Raw genomic sequence first — 18,883 nt, 5'->3', positions numbered from 1 at the left:
TCAGCGTACGCCGGGAGTCTGCGCTTGCGGGGTCGGGTCGAGGAACAGGTGGCGGACGGTGGGGAAGCGCTCGCGGACCTCGCGGTCGATCTTCTCGGCCAGCTGCTCGACGGCGGCGCCGGTGGTTGCGGAGTCGTCGAGGTCGACCCGGACGACGACCAGGACCTCGTCGGCGGCCATGCGGAGGGTGAGGAGCTCGACCACGGCGTCGATGCCGGGGGCGGCGGCGATGGTGGCGCGGATCTCCTCCTGGACGTCGGCGGGGAGGGACTGGCCGATCAGCATGGCCTTGTTGTCGCGGCCGAGGGTGAAGGCGACGCCGATCAGCAGGAGTCCGATGGCGATCGAGGCGGCGCCGTCCCAGAAGTGGTGGCCGGTGAGGACGCTGAGGGTGACGCCGGCGGCGGCGAGCAGCAGACCGAGCAGGGCGGCGGTGTCCTCGAAGGTGACGGTCTTGACGGCCGGTTCGGCGACCTTGAGGTGTTCGAGGGCGGAGACGCCTTCCTGCTTCGCCTCGCGGCGGACCTGGCGGACGGCGCGCAGCCAGGAGACCCCTTCGAACACGAACGAGACGGCGAGGACGGTGTAGACGACGGCCAGCGACGCGACCGGGTCGGGATGGATGACGGCCTGGATGCCTTCGACGATGGAGAAGCCGGCGCCGAGGACGAAGATGCCGACGGCCGCCAGCAGGGCCCAGAAGTACCGTTCGAGGCCGTAGCCGAACGGATGGATCGCGTCGGCGGGCTTCTGGCTGCGCTTGAGGGCGGTCAGCAGGAAGACCTGGTTGAGCGTGTCCGCGACGGAGTGCGCCGCCTCCGCCATCAGCGCCGTCGAGCCCGAGAGCAGACCGGCGACGCACTTGGCGACGGCGATCGCGAGGTTGGCCGCTCCGGCGAGCAGCACGGTTCCGGTGGATTCGTCAGCCATCACCCTGCGGAGTGCCCGCCGGAGGAAAGCGCCAAACGGCGAGCACGTCGTACGCCGGAAGCTCAGGCGGGCTGGGTGCCCGGGATGTCGGGCCAGGTCGCGGCGAGGACCTCGAGGAACGCGGTGGTGAGCGGGTCGGGCGTGCCGCGCGTGTACGCCGTGAGCGGGCGGCAGATGGGTGGGGCGACGCGGAGGACGTGGCCGTCGAAGCCGGCCGGAAGGATGTTGGCGGGGACCAGCGCCGGGCCGAGACCGGCGGCCGCGAGCGCCGGTGCGGCGGCGGTCTGCTCGGTACGAACGGCGACGCGCGGTTGGAAACCGGCTTGGGCGCACGCCTGGTCGAGCAGATCCGCGAGGCCGTGGCCGGGCGTGTAGTGAACCCACGCGCGGTCGGCCAGGTCGTTCAAGGAGATGTCGGATCGGCCGGCCAGCGGATCGTCGAGCGCAACGACGACCACGAACTCCTCGATGCCCAGGACCTGCGGCGCCTGCGCCCAGGTCGGGGGAGCCGGGCCGATGGCCACGTCGGCCTGGCCGGTGGTCATCGCTTCGGTGAGCTCCGCGGTGTGGCGGTGCTCGTACAGGCGGATGCCGACGTCCGGGTACTTGCGGCGCCAGGCCTTCAGCGCCGGGGGCAGGATGCCGAGGCTGATCGAGTAGAGCGTCGCGATCTGCAGCTCGCCGGCTTCGAGGCCGGCGACCTGGCGGGCGGCGCAGCGGGCACGTTCGGCGTCGGCGAGTGCGGCGCGGGCGTGCGGCAGCATCGCGCGGCCGGTGGGCGTCAGGCGCAGGTTCTTGGGGAGGCGCTCCAGCAGCGGGCCGCCGGCCGATCGCTCCAGGGCGCGGATCTGGTGGGACAGAGCGGGCTGGGTGACGTGCAGCAGCTCGGCGGCCCGCGTGAAGGAGCCCTCGTCGACGACCGTCACGAGGTACTCCAACTGCCGGAGCGTCGCCATGCACAGAGTTTATGCACATTGTGAAAAGGATGCCTTGGACTTATCCACAGGTTCGCCCACATGCTGGGGATATGACGGAGAACAAGGTCGCGCTCGTGGTGGGCGCCCGTGGAGTGATCGGCAGCAACCTGGTGGAGCACCTCCACGACCTGCCTGACTGGGAAGTCATCGGGGTTTCCCGGCGCGGCGGCGAGGACCAGGACGGCGTACGGCACGTCGCCGTGGATCTGCTCGACGCGGAGGACAGCCGGGCGAAGCTGGCGGGGCTCACCGAGGTGACGCACGTCTTCTACGCGGCGTACCAGGAACGCCCGACCTGGGCCGAGCTGGTCGCGCCGAACCTGGCGATGCTGACCAACGTGGTCGACGCGATCGAGCCGGTCGCCGCGGGACTGCGGCACGTGAGCCTGATGCAGGGCTACAAGGTGTACGGCGCGCATCTCGGGCCGTTCAAGACGCCGGCCCGGGAGGACGATCCGCCGCACCTGCCGCCGGAGTTCAACGTGGACCAGCAGGACTTCCTGGTCGAGCGTCAGCGCGGCAAGGCGTGGACCTGGTCGGCGCTGCGGCCCTCGGTGGTCGGCGGGACGGCGCTGGGCAACCCGATGAACCTGGCGGTCGCGATCGCCGTCTACGCGTCGATCTCGAAGGAGCTCGGCGTCCCGCTGCGGTTCCCCGGCAAGCCGGGCGCGTACGACGCGCTGCTGGAGCTGACCGACGCCGGCTTGTTGGCCAAGGCAACGGTCTGGGCGGCGACCGAACCGCGGGCCGCGAACCAGGCGTTCAACATCACGAACGGCGACCTGTTCCGCTGGAACGAGCTGTGGCCGAAGCTCGCCGCGTGGTTCGACCTGCCGGTGGCGCCGCCGCTGCCGATGCCGCTGCAGGACGCGATGGCGGACAAGGAAGCGCTGTGGGACCGGATGCAGGCCGAGCACGGCCTGGCCGGTACGCCGTACGCGGACGTGTCGTCGTGGGGGTTCGCGGACTTCGTGTTCGGGTGGGACTACGACTTCTTCGCGGACTCCTCGAAGGCGCGGCGGGCCGGGTTCCACGAGTACGTCGAGACCGAGCAGATGTTCTACCGGCTGTTCGAGGACCTGCGGAAGGCGCGCGTCATCCCGTAGACAGGTGTGGCATGCTCCGGGTCATGGCTGGTCAGGGAGCGGGTCGCGTGCTCGGGGTGAACCTGCGCGCGCGGCGCGACGAGCAGGGGATCTCGCTGTCGGAACTGGCCCGGCGGTCGGGGATCGCGAAGGGCACGTTGTCGCAGCTGGAGTCCGGGGCGGGCAACCCGACGATCGAGACGGTGTTCAGTCTGTCGAACGCTTTGGGGGTGCCGGTGTCGGCGCTGCTGAGTGAGCCGCCGGCGTCGGACCTGGTGCTCGTGCGGTCGGAGGACGTCGAGGCGCTGAGCGGCGCGGCGGTGGAACTGCGGATGCTGCGGCGGCTGGAGAGTCCGGGCAGCCTGTTCGAGGTGTACGACCAGCGGATCCGGCCGGGCGAGGTGCAGCACTCGAGCGGGCATCCGGGGACCGAGCACCACGTGATCCTGACCGGCCGGGTGCGGATCACCGCGCGGGACCGGAGTCAGGAGCTCGGGCCGGGGGACTACTTGGCCTTTCGGGCGAACGGACCGCACGAGTACGAGGCGCTCGACGGCGAGGTGCGGTCGGTGCTGCTGCTGGAGTACCCGCCGGACACGACCCCGGTTGTGCTGGAGTCGCTGCACACGGACTGAACGCATTGACCTCTGTGAGCTCGCGTCGTACTCTCGAATCGTTCATTAAAGTGAACGCCGAGGCGATGGGGTCGATGGATGCCGGACGTGGTGGTGGTCGGGGCAGGGGTGATCGGTGCCGCCTGTGCCGAGGCGCTGTCGGCGGCCGGGGTCGACGTGATGGTGCTCGATCGGGGGACGCCGGCCGGCGGGACGACCGCGTCCGGCGAGGGCAACGTGCTGGTCTCGGACAAGGAACCGGGCCCTGAGCTGACGCTGGCCGTCGCGTCGCGACGGGAGTTCGGCGTGGTGCTCGGACGGCTGCCGGAGCAGGTCGCCGACGTCGAGTGGGAGGCGAAGGGTGGTCTGGTCGTCGCGACCGGCGATCCGGAGCCGCTGGAGAAGTTCGCGAGGACGCAGCGTGAGGCGGGCGTCGACGCTCGGGTGATCAGCCCGGCGGAGGCGTTCGAGTTGGAGCCGCTGCTGACTCGGGCGGTGACGACGGGCGTCTACTACCCCGACGACGCCCAGGTGCAACCGGTGCTGTTGGCAACGGCTTTGCTGGCCGCCGTACGGGCTCGCGGTGGTGTCGTCCGGGCCGGGGTGACGGCGATCGCCGTACGGCAGAAGGCCGGGCGGGTGGTCGGCGTCGAGACCGACGACGGCTTGATCGAGTGTGATGCCGTGGTCAACGCCTGCGGGCCGTGGGCCGGTGCGTTCGGAGCGGCGGCCGGCGGGCCGATCGAGATCCTGCCGCGGCGCGGGATGATCCTGGTCACCGCTCCGCTGCCCGAGTGCGTGCGGCACAAGGTGTACGACGCGGACTACGTCGGCGCGGTCGGGAGCGGTGACGCCGAGCTGCAGACCTCGACGGTGGTCGAGTCCACGCGGGCCGGGACCGTCCTGATCGGGTCGAGCCGCGAGCGGATCGGGTTCGACGACGCGGTCAAGGTGCACGTCCTGCAGGAGCTCGCGCGGAAGGCGGTCGGGATCTTCCCGTTCCTGGCCGACGTCCCGGTGATGCGCACGTACGGCGGGTTCCGGCCGTACGCGCCGGATCACCTGCCGGTGATCGGGCCGGATCCGCGGGTGCCGGGGTTGTGGCACGCGACCGGGCACGAGGGCGCCGGGATCGGACTGGCGCCGGCGACCGGGCGGCTGCTGACCGAGCTGTTCATCGGCGTACCGCCGCATCTGGACCCATCGCCGTTCCGCGTGGATCGGCCGGCTGTCGTGGGGGTGTCGTGAGCCCGTACCTGCGATCCGCGGAAGGGGATCCGGCCGAGCCGCGGTTCGGTCCGGCGGTGGAGATCACGGTCGACGGCGAGCGCGTGGACGCGCTGCCGGGGCAGACGGTGGCCGCCGCGTTGATGGCGACCGGGCGGGAGTCCTGGCGGACGACGCGGGGCGCGGAGAGGCCGCGCGGGGTGTTCTGCGGGATCGGCGCGTGCTTCGACTGCCTGGTGGTGGTGAACGGGACGCCCGACGTACGGGCTTGTCAGCGGACGGTTTCTGCGGGGGACGAGATCAGCACTCAGGTGGGGGCGATGTTGCCTTCTTCTGATGAGCAGAAAAAGAGTGTTGCCGTCGGCAGGACGGCGTACGACGTTGTTGTGGTGGGGGCGGGGCCTGCTGGGTTGAATGCTGCGTTGGCCGCCGCTGAGGCGGGCGTGTCGGTCGGGTTGGTCGATGCCGGGCGGAGTGTCGGCGGGCAGTTCCATCGGCAGCTGCCGGAGGAGTTCGCGGCCGAGCGGCCGGGGCGGTTGCAGCACGGGTGGGGGAAGTTCGTTCAGCTGCGGGATCGGGTGGCTCGGCATCATCGGGTGACGCATCTTGCGGAGACCTCGGTGTTCGCGATCGAGGGGAAGCGGTTGTGGGTGCAGCGCGGGCCGGCCGACGCTGTGGGGCGGCGGGTCGAGGCTGTGGAGGCGGGCGCGATCGTGCTGGCGCCGGGGGCGTTCGATCGGGTGCTGCCGTTCAAGGGATGGGAGCTGCCGGGGGTTTACAGCGCGGGAGCGGCGCAGGCGTTGGCCAAGGGGCAGCGGATCGCTGTGGGGCAGCGGGTGGTTCTCGCCGGGACCGGGCCGTTCTTGCTGCCGGTGGCGGAGGCGTTGCTGGGGGTCGGAGCCGAGGTTGTCGGTCTGTACGAGGCGAACGCGTTGCGGACCGTAGCCCGGGGATGGATGAGCGATCCAATGGTTGCCCGGGGCAAGGTTCGGGAGGCTGTTGGGTACGGCGGAGTGCTGGCGCGCCGGGGGATCCGGCTTCAGCACGGCAGGGCGGTCGTTGCGGCGCACGGGGACGGCCGGGTTGAGGCGGTCACGGTGGCGAGGCTGGATGCTGAGTGGCGGCCGATTGCCGGGGCTGAGGAGCAGCTCGAGGTCGATGCAGTCTGTGTGGGGTACGGGTTCACGGCTCAGCTCGAGCTGGCGGTCGGCGCTGGGTGTGCGCTGACTGAAGATGGGTCGGCCGTGGTGGTGGATGCGCGGCAGGAGACGACCTCGCCGGGGGTGTATGCGGCGGGGGAGATCACCGGGATCGGTGGCGCGGACCTGGCTTCGGCTGAAGGACGCGTCGCGGGTGCGGCTGCCGCTGGAAGAGTCGTAGGACAGAAGTCGTTGGATGAAGTTGCCAAGGGCAAGCGGTTTGCCCATGCCCTGGCCGCGGCGTACCCGGTGCGCGACGGGTGGCGCGAGTGGAGTGACGACCAGACCCTGGTCTGCCGGTGTGAAGAGGTCTCACGGGGGGACCTCGCGCGGACGGCCGACGTCCGGGAACTGGAAACGGGGCGGAGTTTGAAGCTGGCCGGCCGGGTGGGGCTCGGGTTGTGCCAGGGGCGGGTGTGTTCGCGGAACGCGGCCTGTCTGACCGGTGCTGGGCCGGCTGACCACAAGCGACCGATCGCCGTGCCGGTACGGCTCGGCGATCTGGCCAACGAGGAGGAACTGTGAGCGAGAAGCTGGATGGCGTGATCGTGGCGACCGCGCTGCCGTACGCCGGGGACGCGAGCGCGCCGGCGGGACTGCGGCCGGACCTGGACAAGTACGCCGAGCACTGCCGCTGGGTGATCGAGAACGGCTGCCGCGGCGTCGGCCCGAACGGGTCGCTGGGGGAGTACTCGTCGCTGACCGACGACGAGCGGCGGGCCGTCGCGCGGACCGCGATCGAGGCGGTCGGTGACGACGGGATCGTGGTCGTCGGCGTGCACGGCGTCGGCGCGCACCAGGCCCGCGGCTGGGCCGAGAAGGCGGCCGAGGACGGCGCGCACGGCGTACTGTGCCTGCCGCCGACGATGTACCGCGCCAACCGCGGCGAGGTCCTGCACCACTTCGGCGAGGTCGCGAAGGCCGGCCTGCCGGTGATGGTCTACAACAACCCGCTCGACACGAAGGTCGACCTGACGCCGGACCTGCTGGCCGAGATCGCGCAGATCGAGAACATCGTCGCGGTGAAGGAGTTCTCCGGCGACGTCCGGCGGATCCTGGAGATCCGCGAGAAGGCGCCGGAGCTGACCGTCGTCGCGGGCGCCGACGACCTGACGCTGGAGGCGCTGCTGATGGGCGCGACCGGGTGGTTCGCCGGGTTCCCGAACGTGTTCCCGGCCGAGTCGGTACGCCTGTTCGACCTGGCGCTCGAGGGCAAGCTCGACGAGGCCCGCGCGCTGTACGAGCCGCTGGTGGCGTCGTTCCGGTGGGACTCGCGGGTCGAGTTCGTCCAGGCGATCAAGTGGGCGATGGACTACGTCGGCCGGTACGGCGGCCCCTGCCGCCCGCCGCGCGGCCCGCTCGTCCCCGAGCACGTCGCGCAGCTCGAGCAGGACATGAAGCGGGCCGTCGAGTCGCTCGGTTGAGCCGACGACGCATGCTGGACTCGTACGCCGCCACCCGCGGTGGGGAAACGCCGATCGAGAGGTTGCCGCAATGAGGTCCGTTCGTACGCTCAGCGCGATCGACTCGCACACCGAGGGCATGCCGACCCGGGTGATCACCGGCGGGGTCGGGGTGATCCCGGGCGCGACGATGGAGGAACGGCGCCAGTACTTCATGGCGCACGACGACGACCTGCGGCTGTTCCTGATGAACGAGCCGCGCGGTCACTCGGCGATGAGCGGCGCGATCCTGCAGCCGCCGACCCGGCCGGACGCGGACTGGGGCGTGCTCTACATCGAGGTGTCCGGCTGCCTGCCGATGTGCGGGCACGGGACGATCGGAGTGGCGACCGTGCTGGTCGAGTCCGGCATGGTCCCGGTCAGCGAGCCGCTGACGCAGGTCCGGCTGGACACGCCGGCCGGGCTGGTGGTGGTCGACGTCGCGGTGAAGGACGGCCGGGCCGAGCACGTCACGCTGCAGAACGTCCCGGCGTACTCGCACGCTCTGGACGCCTCGGTGGAGGTGAAGGGGCTCGGGACGGTCACCTACGACCTGGCGTACGGCGGGAACTTCTACGCGATCCTGCCGCTGGAGCAGCTCGGGATCCCGTTCGACCGGTCGGAGAAGGACCGGATCCTGCAGGCCGGGCTGGACATCATGGCGGCGATCAACGAGACCGACCGGCCGGTGCATCCGGAGGACCCGGGGATCTCGGGGTGCAAGCACGTGCAGTTCACCGCGCCCGGACGGAACGGGAGCGACTCGCGGAACGCGATGGCGATCCACCCGGGGTGGTTCGACCGGTCGCCGTGTGGGACGGGGACGTGTGCGCGGATGGCGCAGTTGCATGCCCGGGGTGAGCTGGAGCTGGGGCAGGAGTTCGTGAACGAGTCGTTCATTGGAACGAGCTTCACAGGAAAGTTGCTGGCGACAACGACCGTCGGTGGGCTGCCGGGGGTGGTGCCGACCGTGCGTGGGCGGGCGTGGATCACGGGGATGGGGAACTACTTGCTGGACCCGACGGATCCGTTCCCGACCGGCTTCGTCCTCTGAGAAGAGAAGAAAGAGAAGAGGGCGGGGCCGGGCTTCGTCCTCCTAAGGGCGGAAACGCAGGGACTGGCCCGGGCGGACCTGGGCGCAGAGGTCGAGGTCTGAGGCGGCTACGTAGCCGATCACCGGGTACCCGCCGGTGACCGGGTGGTCGGCGAGGAACAGGACCGGGAGGCCGGACGGCGGGATCTGGAGGGCGCCGAGCTCCATGCCCTCGCTGGGGAGCTCGCCGTCCCGGGCTCGTTCGAGGGGCTCACCCTCCAGGCGTACGCCGATGCGGTTGCTGTTGCTGCTCACCGTGTACGACTGGCCGGTCAGCGACTGCCAGCCGGCGTCGGTGAACCAGTCGCGGCGTGGGCCCGGCAAGACCTGGACCACCACCTCGCCACCCGGAGGGTCCGCGACCGGGGCGAGGTCGACGCCGGGCATCGGGCCATGATCCTTGCCGAGGGCAAGTACGTCGCCGGCGGCGACCGGCGCCGGGCCGAGGCCGGAGAGCAGGTCGGTCGAGCGGGAGCCGAGGACCGGGTCGACGTCGAGACCACCGCGGAAGGCGACGTACGTGCGCAGGCCGGTGCGTGGGGTGCCGAGCTGGAGGACCTCGCCCTTGCGGAGCAGGGCCGGGGCATTGAGTGGGACATTCGAGCACGGTGCCCCGGTGACGGCGTAGACGAGATCGGCCTCGGCGATCAGTTGCAGTCCGCCGAAGGTGACCTCCAGGGCGGCGGCGTCCGGGTGGTTGCCGACCAGGCGGTTCGCGAGCTGGTACGACGTACGGTCGCACGCGCCGGAACGCCCGATCCCGAGCGCGGCCTGGCCCGGGCGGCCGGAGTCCTGGATGGTGGTGAGTGGGCCTGTTGCCAGGACCTCGAAGCGGGCGGTCATCCGCGGCGCCCTGGAGAGCCGGGATCGGCGACGGAAGGAGGGGCGGGGGTGGCATTGACGAAACGTACGCGGCGGCCGGGGCTCAGCAGCGCGGTCGGGTCTCGGTCGAGGTCGAAGACGGCGACCTCCGTGCGGCCGATCAACTGCCACCCGCCGGGCGACTCACGCGGGTAGACCCCGCTGAACTCCCCGGCCAGCGCGACCGAGCCGGCCGGGACCTTGGTGCGCGGCGACGAGCGGCGAGGGATGTCCCAGGACGATTCGCCGGTGAGGTAGCCGAAGCCCGGCGCGAAGCCGCAGAAGGCGACCGTCCACTCCTCGGAGGTGTGGCGACGGACGACCTCCTCGACCGAGCAGGACAGCAGCTTGGCGACGTCGGCGAGGTCCTCGCCGTCGTACACGACGGGGATCTCGACCAGGTCGCCGCCGGTCCGGCGGTCCTGGAGAGGGGTGGTGTTGAGCAACGTGCGTTCCAGGGTCGAGAGGTCGGCGTTGTCGACGGTCACCATCACCGTCCGGCCCGCCGGCACGATGTCGACGACACCGGCCGGCGGGTCGGCGCGCAGCGCCGCGTAGTACCCGAGGACCTGGTCGAGATCTTCCAGCTCGACCAGCAGTGCACAGCTACCGCAGGGAAGTACGCGCATCACGCCGCAAAAGGAGTCAGCTCGACCCCGGCGTCGGCCAGGGCCTTGCGGACCCGCTGGGCGATCTGTACCGCGCCAGGCGTGTCCCCGTGCAAGCAGATCGAGCCGGGCTGCAGTCGAAGCTCGCCGCCCTTGACGTCCTTGATCGGCGCCCCGGTCGCCATCGCCACGCAGCGCCGCGCGATCTCGCGCCCGTCGTGCAGCACCGACCCAGGCTCCCGCCGGGAGACCAGCGTGCCGTCCGGCGAGTACGCCCGATCGGCGAACGCCTCGTGGACGACGGTCAGCCCGGCCTCCTCGGCCAGCTTGAGCCAGACCGCGCCCGGCAGCCCGAGTACCGGCAGCGCCCGGTCGTAGTCCGCGACCGCCGCGACGACTGCCGCGGCCTGCTCCTCGTGGTGCCCGATCGTGTTGTAGAGCGCGCCGTGCGGTTTCACGTACGCGACCTCCGACCCGGCCACGCGGGCGAAGGCGTCCAGCGCGGCGATCTGGTACAGCACCTCGTCCCGCAGCGCCGCGGGCTCGATGTCGATGAACCGCCGGCCGAAGCCGGGCTTGTCGGCGTACCCGACGTGCGCCCCGATCGCGACGTCGCGGTCGGCGGCCCGGCGGCAGACCGCCCGCATGATCGACGGGTCGCCGGCGTGGAACCCGCAGGCGACGTTGGCGCTGGTGACGACGTCGAGCAGGGCGTTGTCGTCGCCCATCGCCCAGGGGCCGAAGCCCTCGCCGAGGTCGGCGTTCAGGTCGACGGTGCTCATCGCGAACCTCCTAGTTGAACAGGTCGATGACCGGACGGACGGAGCGCACGGCCAGGTAGATGGTGAGCAGCCACGCGGCGCCGCCGATCCCGAGCAGCCAGGCCGGGTAGCGGTAGCCGTTCAGCAGGTCCTTGCGTCGCCATGCCACCCAGAGAAGCACACCGATCCCGACCGGCAGCAGCAGGCCGTTGAACGCGCCCGCGAACACCAGCAGCGTGGTCGGCGCGGTCCCGACGGCCAGGTAGATGATCGTGGTGACGGCGATGAACCCGACCACCAGCGCGGTCCTCATCCGGTCGCTGGTCTTCGTCCGCGACGTGATGAACGAGACCGTCGTGTACGACGCACCGATCACGCTCGTGATCGCCGCGGCCCAGAGCACGATCCCGAAGACCCGCAGCCCGACCTCGCCGGCCGCCTGCTGGAACGCCGACGCGGCTGGGCTGGCCGGGTCGAGCTTGGTGCCGCCGGCCACCACGCCGAGGATCGCCAGGAACAGCACGATCCGCATCACGCCGGTGATCAGGATGCCGGTCACCGAGCCGCGGGTGATGTCGCGGACGTGCTCGGGGCCGCTGATGCCGGAGTCGAGCAGGCGGTGCGCGCCGGCGTACACGATGTAGCCGCCGATCGTGCCGCCGATCAGTGTGGTGATGGCCAGGAACTCGACCTGCTCGGGCAGGACGACGTTCTTGAGCGCCTCGCCGACCGGTGGGCCGGAGGTGATCGCGATGTACGTCGTCAGCACGATCATCAGCGCGCCGAGCACGAACACGATCCGGTCCATCGCCAGCCCGGCCCGCTTCGACAAGAAGATGCCGATGGCAACGAGCGCGGACAGCGCGCCGCCGAGCTTCGGGTCCAGCCCGAGCATCGCGTCGGTGCCCAGGCCGGAGCCGGAGACGTTGCCGATGTTGAAGACCAGGCCGCCGACGAACAGCAGCGCGGCCATCGCCCAGCCGAGGCCGGGGGCGACCAGGTTGCCGAGCTCCTGGGCGCGCCGGCCGGAGACGCCGATCACCCGCCAGACGTTCAGCTGCAGGGCGATGTCGACCAGGATCGACGCGGCGATGGCGAACGCGAACGCGGCCCCGAGCTGGACCGTGAAAGTCGTGGTCTGGGTGATGAAGCCCGGGCCGATGGCCGAGGTGGCCATCAGGAACATGGCCCCGATCAGCGTCGAGCGGGTGCTGGCCTTCATCGAGGGTGCGGACTCGGAGGTGGGGCGGCCGACGCGGCGGACCGGGCGTCGTGAGCCTGGTTTGGTCGGCGGCTTGAGCGGCGGGTTGGCCATGGTTGTCTCCTGGTCTCAGCAAGCGGGTGTTGAGAGAAGGGACCGGAGGCGGTGTCTACCGCCGGACGGTCTTGCCGGCGGCCTCGACGAGGGCGACGGTCTGATCCACGACAGCCTTGCGGTCAGCCTCGAACTCGGGGCTGGTCAGTGCACTCGCATCGGTGGGGTACTCCAGGGCCGAGATGTGCAGGTGTCCACCCGGCATGCTCGGGTGACCGGTCCCCAGCCGCAGCCGGTTGGTCCGGTACATCGACTCGTTCGACAGGTAGTTGCTGCCCGGGGCGCTGGCCGCGTGCGAGCCCGGGGACGGGTCGGGCGTCGTACGGAGGGCCTCGGGGTCGGGGAAGGTGCCGGCCGGCCACTCGGTGATGCCGGGGTTGAGCGTGACCGGCCACGGGCCGGTGCCGGCGGCGATCATCGCGGCGTACGGCAGCGTGGTCTCGATGAACTGCGGCGACGGCTGCGGCTGCGGCCAGAGCGCGGCGGCCGAGATCGGGCCCCAGTTGAGCGCGCGGTTGTTGTCCGGCGTACCGCCGCGGAAGCCGCCGGCCCACTTCTCGATGTGCATGTGCCCGCGGCGGGTCTGGCTGATCGTCATCAGCGCGTCGATCGCGCCGCGGTGCCGCGGGTCCTCGGGACCGACCAACCACGGGCCGAAGGCGTCCTCGACGATGCCCTGGTCGAAGTCGGACCAGTTCACCGGGAAGATCACGGCGCGGATCGTCACTTCGCCGTACGGCGTGCGCAGGGTCCGGCCGTCGAGCTGCAGCGCGGAGGCGCCGGACGGGTTGGAGTGCCGCAGGCTGTCGTCGAGGCTGTAGGTGTCGAAGCCGCTGACCAGGAGCTTGGCGCTGTCGCCGGGGAACGACACGGCGTCGATCCCGCGGGAGGCGTAGTCGAACTGCCGCAGGATCGCGCGGCGCTGCAGGTCGGTCAGCGGGAACGACGGCTCCCACTCACGGACCGCGCGGCTCATCGAGGTGCGGGCCCAGTAGAGCGGGCGGTCGTCGTACGGGTCGATGGTGCCGGAGACGAGCCGGCCCTGGGCGCGGTCGACGGCGGTCGTCCACAGCGCGGCGCCGGCGGTCCGGATGGCCGCGGCGGCTTCGGTGACGCCCGCGTGGCCGGCGAGCTTGGCGACGAAGTCGTCGACGAGCCCTTCGAACCCGGCCGCCTCGATGAAGTCGCGGGCGATCGGGCTGGTCCGGCCGGGCAGGCTCAGCGTCGTCCGCTGCTCCTCGACGGTCAGCAACATGACGACTCCCTGCGATCGGCGGATCCACATCTGGTGACCTCAAAGGTAGAGATTGTTCAACAATCCTGCAAGACTCTCGTTCAACGCGGTTTCGCTTCCCGGCCCGGAGTGGGTGATGATGCGAGGGTGTCCAGTTCCAGCGAGATCCGTCCGACCGCTGAGCCCGGGACCGACACGTCCTGGCTGCGGGCCGTCGCGGACGACGCCGCGCTCTTCGACCGGAGCAGTTCGGCCGAGCGGGTCGCCGACGTGCTGCGCCGCCGGATCACCGAGGGAGTTCTCAAGCCCGGGACCCAGCTGTCCGAGGAACTGCTCAAGGAAGCCCTCCAGGTCAGCCGGAACACGCTGCGCGAGGCCTTCCGGCTGCTCACCCACGAAGGGCTGCTGGTGCACCGGATGCACCGCGGCGTCTTCGTCCCCGACCTCACCGAGGACGACCTGCTCGACCTGTACCGGCTCCGGCGGGTGCTCGAGTGCGACGTCGTCCGGGCGCTCGACGGCCTGGACCCCGACCGGCTCGAGCCGCTGCGCGAGGACGTCGCCGCCGGCGAGGCCGCGGCCCTGGCCGAGGACTGGATCTCGGTCGGTACGGCGAACATGCGCTTCCACCGGCACCTGGTCGGCCTGGCCGGCAGCACCCGGATGGACGAGATCACCGGCCGCCTGCTCGCCGAGCTGCGCCTGCTCTTCCACGTCATCGCGACGCCGCGGGCGCTGCACGAGCCGTACATCGCGCGCAACCGTGAACTGCTCGAACTGCTCGAAGCCGGCGAGTACACCCGCGCCGCCGACGAGCTCAACGCCTATCTGCTCGACTCCCAGGCGGCGCTGCTCGCTGCCTTCCGCGCCAGGGCGTGACCTGGGGGTCCTCTCCAAGGAGGAGCCCCGATGACCGCCACCCCCGCCGAAGCCCGAGCCCGCTACCGCGACGGACTCGTCGCGCCGACGACCGGCCACGCGCCCGGATTCACCCAGGCGAACCTGGTGGTCCTGCCGCGCGACTGGGCCTACGACATGCTGCTGTTCGGCCAGCGCAACCCGCAGCCGGTGCCGCTGCTCGACGTGACCGACGCCGGGTCGTTCCGTACGACGCTCGCTCCCGACGCCGATCTGCGCACCGACCTTCCGCGGTACCGGGTCTGGCGCGACGGTGAGCTGGTCGACGAGCCGAGCGAGATCACCGGGCTGTGGCGCGACGACCTGGTCAGCTTCCTGATCGGCTGCAGCTTCAGCTTCGAGACCGCGCTGCTCGACGCCGGCGTACCGGTGCGGAACCTCGAGCAGGGGCGGAACGTGTCGATGTACAAGACGTCGACCCAGTGCCGTCCGGCCGGGCGGCTCGAAGGGCCGCTGGTGGTGTCGATGCGGCCGATCCCGGCCGGGCTGGTGGCGACCGCGGTGCAGGTGACCGGGCGGATGCCGCAGGTCCACGGAGCGCCCGTGCACATCGGTGAACCGGCCACGCTGGGTGTCCGCGACCTCGCCGTACCGGACTTCGGCGATCCGGTGGAGATCGCGCCGGGCGATGTGCCGGTTTTTTGGGCTTGCGGAGTGACGCCCCAAGCTGCGTTGATGGCTTCACGGCCCCCGTTCGCGATCACGCACGCCCCTGGGCACATGTTCGTGACGGATGTGCCGGACAACGCCTTTCGACAGCCGTAGGGGAGCAGGCATGACCGAGGACCGGACCGAAGAGCAGCGCAAGTCGTATCGCCCGATCGACGCGAAGGGGTTCCGGGACGCGATCCCGCGGAACTGGGGGCCGGTGGACCGGTCGGTGGTGCTGCCGGAGGGACTGGCCGAGGCGGCGGCCGAGCACCGGCGGAAGCTGAGCACGGCGCTGCCGGGGCGGCGGATCGCGCTCGGGGCCGGGCAGGCGCCGGTGCGGTCGAACGACACCGACTACCGGTTCCGGGCCGACAGCGACTTCGTCTGGCTGACCGGGTGCCAGGCCGAGGGTGCCGTCCTGGTGATCTCGGCGGACGGCGATGCGACGCTCTACCTGCGGGAGACCGCCGGGCCGGACGAGCCCGACTACTTCGCGAACGCGCGGGACGGCGAGCTGTGGATCGGGCCGGTGCCGGGGCTGAAGGACTGGTCGGAGGCGCTGCAGATCGCGTGCCGGCCGATCGAGGAGCTGCCGGCCGCCGTACGGGGTGCTGTTCCGTTCATGCTGTCCGTGCCCGGCGTCGAGCCGATGCTGGACGCGCTGGTGCGGACCTCGCGGACCGACGGCGACGTCCTCCGGCAGACGATCTCGGAGCTGCGCCGGATCAAGGACGACTGGGAGCTCGACCAGCTGCGCGAGGCGGTCGACGCCAGCGTCCAGGGCTTCGCGGACGTTGCCCGGGAGCTCCCGGAGGCGATCCGCGGTGGGGGCGAGCGCTGGCTGGAGGGCACGTTCGACCGGCGCGCTCGGACGGCGGGCAACGGGGTCGGCTACGCGTCGATCGTTGCTGCTGGCAATCACGCGCCGGTGCTGCACTGGGTGCGGAACGACGGCGCGGTGCGCGAGGGCGACGTGATCCTGCTGGACGCCGGGGTCGAGACGCGGACGCTGTACACCGCCGACGTGACCCGGACGTTCCCGGCGACCGGTGAGTTCACCGCGCCGCAGCGTCAGGTGTACGACCTGGTGCACCAGGCGCAGCTGGCCGCGCTCGGGGCGGTGACGCCGGGTGCGCCGTACCGGGCCTTCCAGTACGAGGCGATGCGCGTGCTCGTCGAGGGGCTGCGGGACTGGGGCATCGTCGACGTCTCGGTCGACGAGGCGCTCGGCCCGGACGGGCAGCAGCACCGCCGGTACGTCGTCTGCGGCCTCGGCCACTTCATCGGCCTGGACGTCCACGACTGCGACGCCGCCCGACCCGAGACCTACTTCGCCGCCGACCTCGAGGTCGGCATGGCGCTGGCGGTCGAGCCCGGCCTCTACTTCCACCCCCACGACGAGACCGTCCCGCCCGAGCTGCGCGGCATCGGCATCCGCATCGAGGACAACGTCGTGGTCCACTCCGACCGCCTCGAGATCCTCACCGAGCCCCTCCCGATCACCGCGGACGGCCTGGAGCAGTGGGTCAAGGCGCAGCGCGGGTGAACGGTTTCCGCTGGATCGGCGGAGGGACCTTGATCGTGCTGATCGACCTCCGCCTGTCCGGCTTCGACGTACTGGTCGACCTGGTGGGGTGGGCGCTGATCTACGTCGGTCTGCGCGCCGTGTGGAGGCTCGACAACGCGCTGCGGATCGCGTGTGGTTTCGCCTTCCTCGGCGCCGTGTTCGCGGTCGCCGAGCTGGCTTTCGGCGCTCTGGCGACGATGTTCGCCTCGGCGGTCGCGCTGGTCTGTGTCGCCGTCGCGGTGTGTACGGCGCTGATGCGGGTCGCCGGCCGGCGCGGTGAGCCGGCGATCGAGCGATGGGCCCGGGTGCTGCGGTCGGCGCTGGTCGTTGTCACGCTGAGCGGGCTGGCTCTGTCGCCGCTGATGCTGGGCACCTACCTCGGGCCGGCCCTCGTGCTGGCGGCGGTGACGGCCGTTGTGGTCGTGGCCTCGTACGTGCTGCTGCTGATGGATCGCAGGGTCGCCGGGATCTCCACGGTGAGCAGTCAATCGATCACTTAAAAAAATGTGGTCACAGGTAGTAACGCCGGGCCGGTCGGCTCCGATGTAGCTAGCGGGGGAGGGTCGCTTTCGGCTCGGTGCGTGGTGGTGGGGGGCCGCGGCCACGCACCGGCCGGACGGCCCCGAACTTGGGACCCGGGGGGGGACCCAGGGGTAGTGAGGCACGGGGGGTACGACGATGAATTTGCGTGTCCGGGTACAGCACTGTGGATGTGCGGGCGGCCGGCACTGGTACGCCGACATCGACGACGCGGAGGATCCGCAGCCCGATGATCCGTTCTGGTACGTCGACGGGTGCCCGAGTCAGGCGCAGGCGCTGGAGACGGCCTGCGAGCAGTTGTCGACGCTGGCGAGCCGGATGTACCGGGGGGACCTCCTGCTGCGGGTGCTGGACTGACAGACCGAAGCCCCCACCCTGATGAGGGGTAGGGGCTTCGATCTTTTTCAGCGGATCAGCCGCGGGTCAGCGTCACGCCGTAGTAGTTCGCGGCGTCCACGACCGGCTGGTAGAACGAGTACGAGCCGGTGGCGTTGCCGCCCTGGTTGAAGCCGCAGTCGTGACCGTCCGACGGGCCGCCGGACGTCATGCCCTGCGCGACGGTCCCGGAGATGTACGCGCCGCCGGAGTCGCCGCCCTCGGTGCAGACCGTCGACCGGGCGAGACCGCTGGTGCGGGTGACGCTGCCGCCCGCACCGCCGTAGTTGACGGTCAGGTTGTACTGCGTGATCGTGCCGCAGGTCCAGCCGGTGGTGTTGCCGGCCTTGCAGATCGTCGAGCCGACCGGGGCCTTCGACGAGCCGGTGACCCGGGTGGTGGTGCCGTTGCGGTTGTCGATGTAGCCGCGGCCGACGTCCTCGGAGTCGATGTCCATCAGGCCCATGTCCACGCTGGGCTGGCCGGTGCGGAACCGGCTGGCGATGCCCTTGCCGAGGTGGGTGCCGCCCGCGTTCAGCACGTCGGGGTTGCCCTCGACGCAGTGCCCGGCGCTGAGCAGCACGTTGTTGCCGTTGCTGAGCGTGCCGGGGAAGCCGAGCGAGCAGTTCGTGCCCGGGACCAGATCCATGATCTGGCCGCCGATCACGTCGGCGGTCATCGCGAGCGTGGTGCTGTTCGTCGACACGGCGACGCCGGGGACCGCCTTCAACTGCTTGACCAGAGCAACGGTTTTGGCGGACTGCTTGCCCGGCTGCAGGACGACCTGCAGGGTGTCGCTCGGCAGGTCGGCACCGATCGACTGGACCTGCGCGGAGCCGGACTTGTCGGCCAGCGCCTGGACCTTGGTCTGCAGCGCGGTCAGCGCCTTCTCGCCGCGGGCCACGGTGCGCGGGGACAGACCGTGGGCCTTGGCGGTCTCCGCCGCCTGGGTGGTGTGGACGTTCACGACCAGGCGCCGGGCCGAGTCGAAGAACGCGCCGTCCAGGCCGGGCTCGGCCTTGGCAGCGCGGGACGCCTTGGCCAGCTGGGCTTGCGCGGCTTCGAGTCCGGCGGCCTTGGTCTGCTCGGCGTCCAGCCGGAGCTTGGCGTCGGACGCCGAGACACCCCAGCTCTTGCCGAGTACGTCGTACACGCCGTCGGTCGGCTCGGAGATCGGCGCGCTGCTGGCGACCTGGATCGGCGCCAGGGCGGCGGCGCCGAGTCCGAGGGCCAGAGCGGCGCCGGCCAGGGTCTTGCGGAACTGCCGGGGACGGGACTGGTCGGGCGGGGAGACAAAGGACATGGTCACATCCGGTTCCTCTGGGTGGCCTTGCCTCACAGGGCCACGGTGAGGGAATCGTTGAGGCTACGGACGATCACCACAAGGGAACGGACGGTGATGGTTGCCCTCGGCAGGGGTGGTCAAGGGAAAGCCTTCGGGTGAACGACCGATCACCCCCTGTCGACCGATGGTTGACCGAGGGTG

The 18,883-nt window shown here is 71.0% G+C and carries 19 protein-coding genes; 11 read left to right on the top strand and 8 right to left on the bottom strand.

Features of this window, described 5'->3' with window-relative positions:
* Entirely contained in the window at positions 1-930 is a 930-nt protein-coding gene (locus ABD235_RS35975; protein WP_344182449.1) for a cation diffusion facilitator family transporter, read from the bottom strand.
* A 62-nt stretch (positions 931-992) separates the two neighbouring features.
* Positions 993-1,886, bottom strand: coding sequence for a LysR family transcriptional regulator (locus ABD235_RS35970; RefSeq protein WP_344182447.1), 894 nt, complete (start codon positions 1,884-1,886; stop codon positions 993-995).
* Positions 1,887-1,957: 71 nt separating this feature from the next.
* On the opposite strand from ABD235_RS35970, the gene ABD235_RS35965 reads away from it, so the two are divergent.
* The 6 genes from ABD235_RS35965 (at position 1,958) to ABD235_RS35940 (ending at position 8,528) form a co-directional block, all read left to right on the top strand.
* A complete protein-coding gene (locus ABD235_RS35965; protein ID WP_344182445.1) occupies positions 1,958-3,013 on the top strand; it encodes an SDR family oxidoreductase in 1,056 nt (351 codons plus the stop codon).
* Between the two features lie 23 nt (positions 3,014-3,036).
* Positions 3,037-3,627 carry a helix-turn-helix domain-containing protein gene (locus ABD235_RS35960; protein WP_344182443.1) on the top strand — a complete coding sequence of 197 codons (591 nt, stop codon included), beginning with the start codon at positions 3,037-3,039 and terminating at the stop codon, positions 3,625-3,627.
* A 78-nt stretch (positions 3,628-3,705) separates the two neighbouring features.
* Positions 3,706-4,854, top strand: coding sequence for an NAD(P)/FAD-dependent oxidoreductase (locus ABD235_RS35955; RefSeq protein WP_344182441.1), 1,149 nt, complete (start codon positions 3,706-3,708; stop codon positions 4,852-4,854).
* On the top strand, positions 4,851-6,557 hold the full coding sequence (locus ABD235_RS35950) for an FAD-dependent oxidoreductase (protein ID WP_344182439.1): 1,707 nt from the start codon (positions 4,851-4,853) through the stop codon (positions 6,555-6,557). The genes ABD235_RS35955 and ABD235_RS35950 overlap by 4 nt, the downstream gene beginning before the upstream one ends.
* The gene (locus ABD235_RS35945; protein WP_344182438.1) at positions 6,554-7,456 is read left to right on the top strand and encodes a dihydrodipicolinate synthase family protein; all 903 of its coding nucleotides are present in this window, start codon (positions 6,554-6,556) and stop codon (positions 7,454-7,456) included. The genes ABD235_RS35950 and ABD235_RS35945 overlap by 4 nt, the downstream gene beginning before the upstream one ends.
* A gap of 70 nt (positions 7,457-7,526) precedes the next feature.
* Entirely contained in the window at positions 7,527-8,528 is a 1,002-nt protein-coding gene (locus ABD235_RS35940) for a proline racemase family protein (RefSeq protein ID WP_344182436.1), read from the top strand.
* A gap of 42 nt (positions 8,529-8,570) precedes the next feature.
* Here ABD235_RS35940 and ABD235_RS35935 read toward each other — a convergent pair whose 3' ends face one another.
* The 5 genes from ABD235_RS35935 to ABD235_RS35915 are packed head-to-tail and all read right to left on the bottom strand — an operon-like array spanning position 8,571 to position 13,367.
* Entirely contained in the window at positions 8,571-9,410 is an 840-nt protein-coding gene (locus ABD235_RS35935) for a 5-oxoprolinase subunit C family protein (protein ID WP_344182434.1), read from the bottom strand.
* Positions 9,407-10,057: a 5-oxoprolinase subunit B family protein gene (locus ABD235_RS35930; RefSeq protein WP_344182713.1), complete on the bottom strand. Its 651-nt coding sequence runs from the start codon at positions 10,055-10,057 to the stop codon at positions 9,407-9,409. The genes ABD235_RS35935 and ABD235_RS35930 overlap by 4 nt, the downstream gene beginning before the upstream one ends.
* Positions 10,057-10,818, bottom strand: coding sequence for a LamB/YcsF family protein (locus tag ABD235_RS35925; protein ID WP_344182432.1), 762 nt, complete (start codon positions 10,816-10,818; stop codon positions 10,057-10,059). The genes ABD235_RS35930 and ABD235_RS35925 overlap by 1 nt, the downstream gene beginning before the upstream one ends.
* A gap of 10 nt (positions 10,819-10,828) precedes the next feature.
* A complete protein-coding gene (locus tag ABD235_RS35920; protein WP_344182430.1) occupies positions 10,829-12,112 on the bottom strand; it encodes an NRAMP family divalent metal transporter in 1,284 nt (427 codons plus the stop codon).
* Between the two features lie 55 nt (positions 12,113-12,167).
* Positions 12,168-13,367 (bottom strand): hypothetical protein, encoded by a 1,200-nt coding sequence (locus ABD235_RS35915; protein ID WP_344182428.1) that lies wholly within the window; start codon positions 13,365-13,367, stop codon positions 12,168-12,170.
* Between the two features lie 126 nt (positions 13,368-13,493).
* Between ABD235_RS35915 and ABD235_RS35910 the strand changes: the two genes are divergently transcribed.
* The 5 genes from ABD235_RS35910 to ABD235_RS35890 all read left to right on the top strand — a co-directional run bounded on the left by ABD235_RS35910 (position 13,494) and on the right by ABD235_RS35890 (position 17,379).
* Complete coding sequence (locus tag ABD235_RS35910; RefSeq protein WP_344182426.1) at positions 13,494-14,225, top strand: GntR family transcriptional regulator; 732 nt, start codon at positions 13,494-13,496, stop codon at positions 14,223-14,225.
* 30 nt (positions 14,226-14,255) lie between these two features.
* Positions 14,256-15,029 carry a putative hydro-lyase gene (locus ABD235_RS35905; protein WP_344182424.1) on the top strand — a complete coding sequence of 258 codons (774 nt, stop codon included), beginning with the start codon at positions 14,256-14,258 and terminating at the stop codon, positions 15,027-15,029.
* Positions 15,030-15,039: 10 nt separating this feature from the next.
* A complete protein-coding gene (locus ABD235_RS35900; protein ID WP_344182423.1) occupies positions 15,040-16,461 on the top strand; it encodes an aminopeptidase P family protein in 1,422 nt (473 codons plus the stop codon).
* Positions 16,458-16,982, top strand: coding sequence for a hypothetical protein (locus ABD235_RS35895; RefSeq protein WP_344182421.1), 525 nt, complete (start codon positions 16,458-16,460; stop codon positions 16,980-16,982). The genes ABD235_RS35900 and ABD235_RS35895 overlap by 4 nt, the downstream gene beginning before the upstream one ends.
* Before the next feature lie 178 nt (positions 16,983-17,160).
* Positions 17,161-17,379: a hypothetical protein gene (locus tag ABD235_RS35890; RefSeq protein ID WP_344182419.1), complete on the top strand. Its 219-nt coding sequence runs from the start codon at positions 17,161-17,163 to the stop codon at positions 17,377-17,379.
* A 55-nt stretch (positions 17,380-17,434) separates the two neighbouring features.
* Here ABD235_RS35890 and ABD235_RS35885 read toward each other — a convergent pair whose 3' ends face one another.
* Complete coding sequence (locus tag ABD235_RS35885; protein WP_344182711.1) at positions 17,435-18,700, bottom strand: S1 family peptidase; 1,266 nt, start codon at positions 18,698-18,700, stop codon at positions 17,435-17,437.
* Positions 18,701-18,883 lie beyond the last annotated feature (183 nt).

Source organism: Kribbella lupini (assembly GCF_039529595.1).
In the GTDB taxonomy this organism is placed as follows: Bacteria; Actinomycetota; Actinomycetes; order Propionibacteriales; family Kribbellaceae; genus Kribbella; species Kribbella lupini.
Note: the sequence above shows the minus strand (reverse complement) of the source record. Positions and strands in the feature narration are given on the sequence as shown.

Coding starts and splice junctions, on each gene's coding strand:
- ABD235_RS35975 (WP_344182449.1), bottom strand. CDS start 930: ATGGCTGACGAATCCACCGGAACCGTGCTGCTCGCCGGAGCGGCCAAC.
- ABD235_RS35970 (WP_344182447.1), bottom strand. CDS start 1,886: ATGGCGACGCTCCGGCAGTTGGAGTACCTCGTGACGGTCGTCGACGAG.
- ABD235_RS35965 (WP_344182445.1), top strand. CDS start 1,958: ATGACGGAGAACAAGGTCGCGCTCGTGGTGGGCGCCCGTGGAGTGATC.
- ABD235_RS35960 (WP_344182443.1), top strand. CDS start 3,037: ATGGCTGGTCAGGGAGCGGGTCGCGTGCTCGGGGTGAACCTGCGCGCG.
- ABD235_RS35955 (WP_344182441.1), top strand. CDS start 3,706: ATGCCGGACGTGGTGGTGGTCGGGGCAGGGGTGATCGGTGCCGCCTGT.
- ABD235_RS35940 (WP_344182436.1), top strand. CDS start 7,527: ATGAGGTCCGTTCGTACGCTCAGCGCGATCGACTCGCACACCGAGGGC.
- ABD235_RS35935 (WP_344182434.1), bottom strand. CDS start 9,410: ATGACCGCCCGCTTCGAGGTCCTGGCAACAGGCCCACTCACCACCATC.
- ABD235_RS35930 (WP_344182713.1), bottom strand. CDS start 10,057: ATGCGCGTACTTCCCTGCGGTAGCTGTGCACTGCTGGTCGAGCTGGAA.
- ABD235_RS35925 (WP_344182432.1), bottom strand. CDS start 10,818: ATGAGCACCGTCGACCTGAACGCCGACCTCGGCGAGGGCTTCGGCCCC.
- ABD235_RS35920 (WP_344182430.1), bottom strand. CDS start 12,112: ATGGCCAACCCGCCGCTCAAGCCGCCGACCAAACCAGGCTCACGACGC.
- ABD235_RS35915 (WP_344182428.1), bottom strand. CDS start 13,367: ATGTTGCTGACCGTCGAGGAGCAGCGGACGACGCTGAGCCTGCCCGGC.
- ABD235_RS35905 (WP_344182424.1), top strand. CDS start 14,256: ATGACCGCCACCCCCGCCGAAGCCCGAGCCCGCTACCGCGACGGACTC.
- ABD235_RS35900 (WP_344182423.1), top strand. CDS start 15,040: ATGACCGAGGACCGGACCGAAGAGCAGCGCAAGTCGTATCGCCCGATC.
- ABD235_RS35890 (WP_344182419.1), top strand. CDS start 17,161: ATGAATTTGCGTGTCCGGGTACAGCACTGTGGATGTGCGGGCGGCCGG.
- ABD235_RS35885 (WP_344182711.1), bottom strand. CDS start 18,700: ATGTCCTTTGTCTCCCCGCCCGACCAGTCCCGTCCCCGGCAGTTCCGC.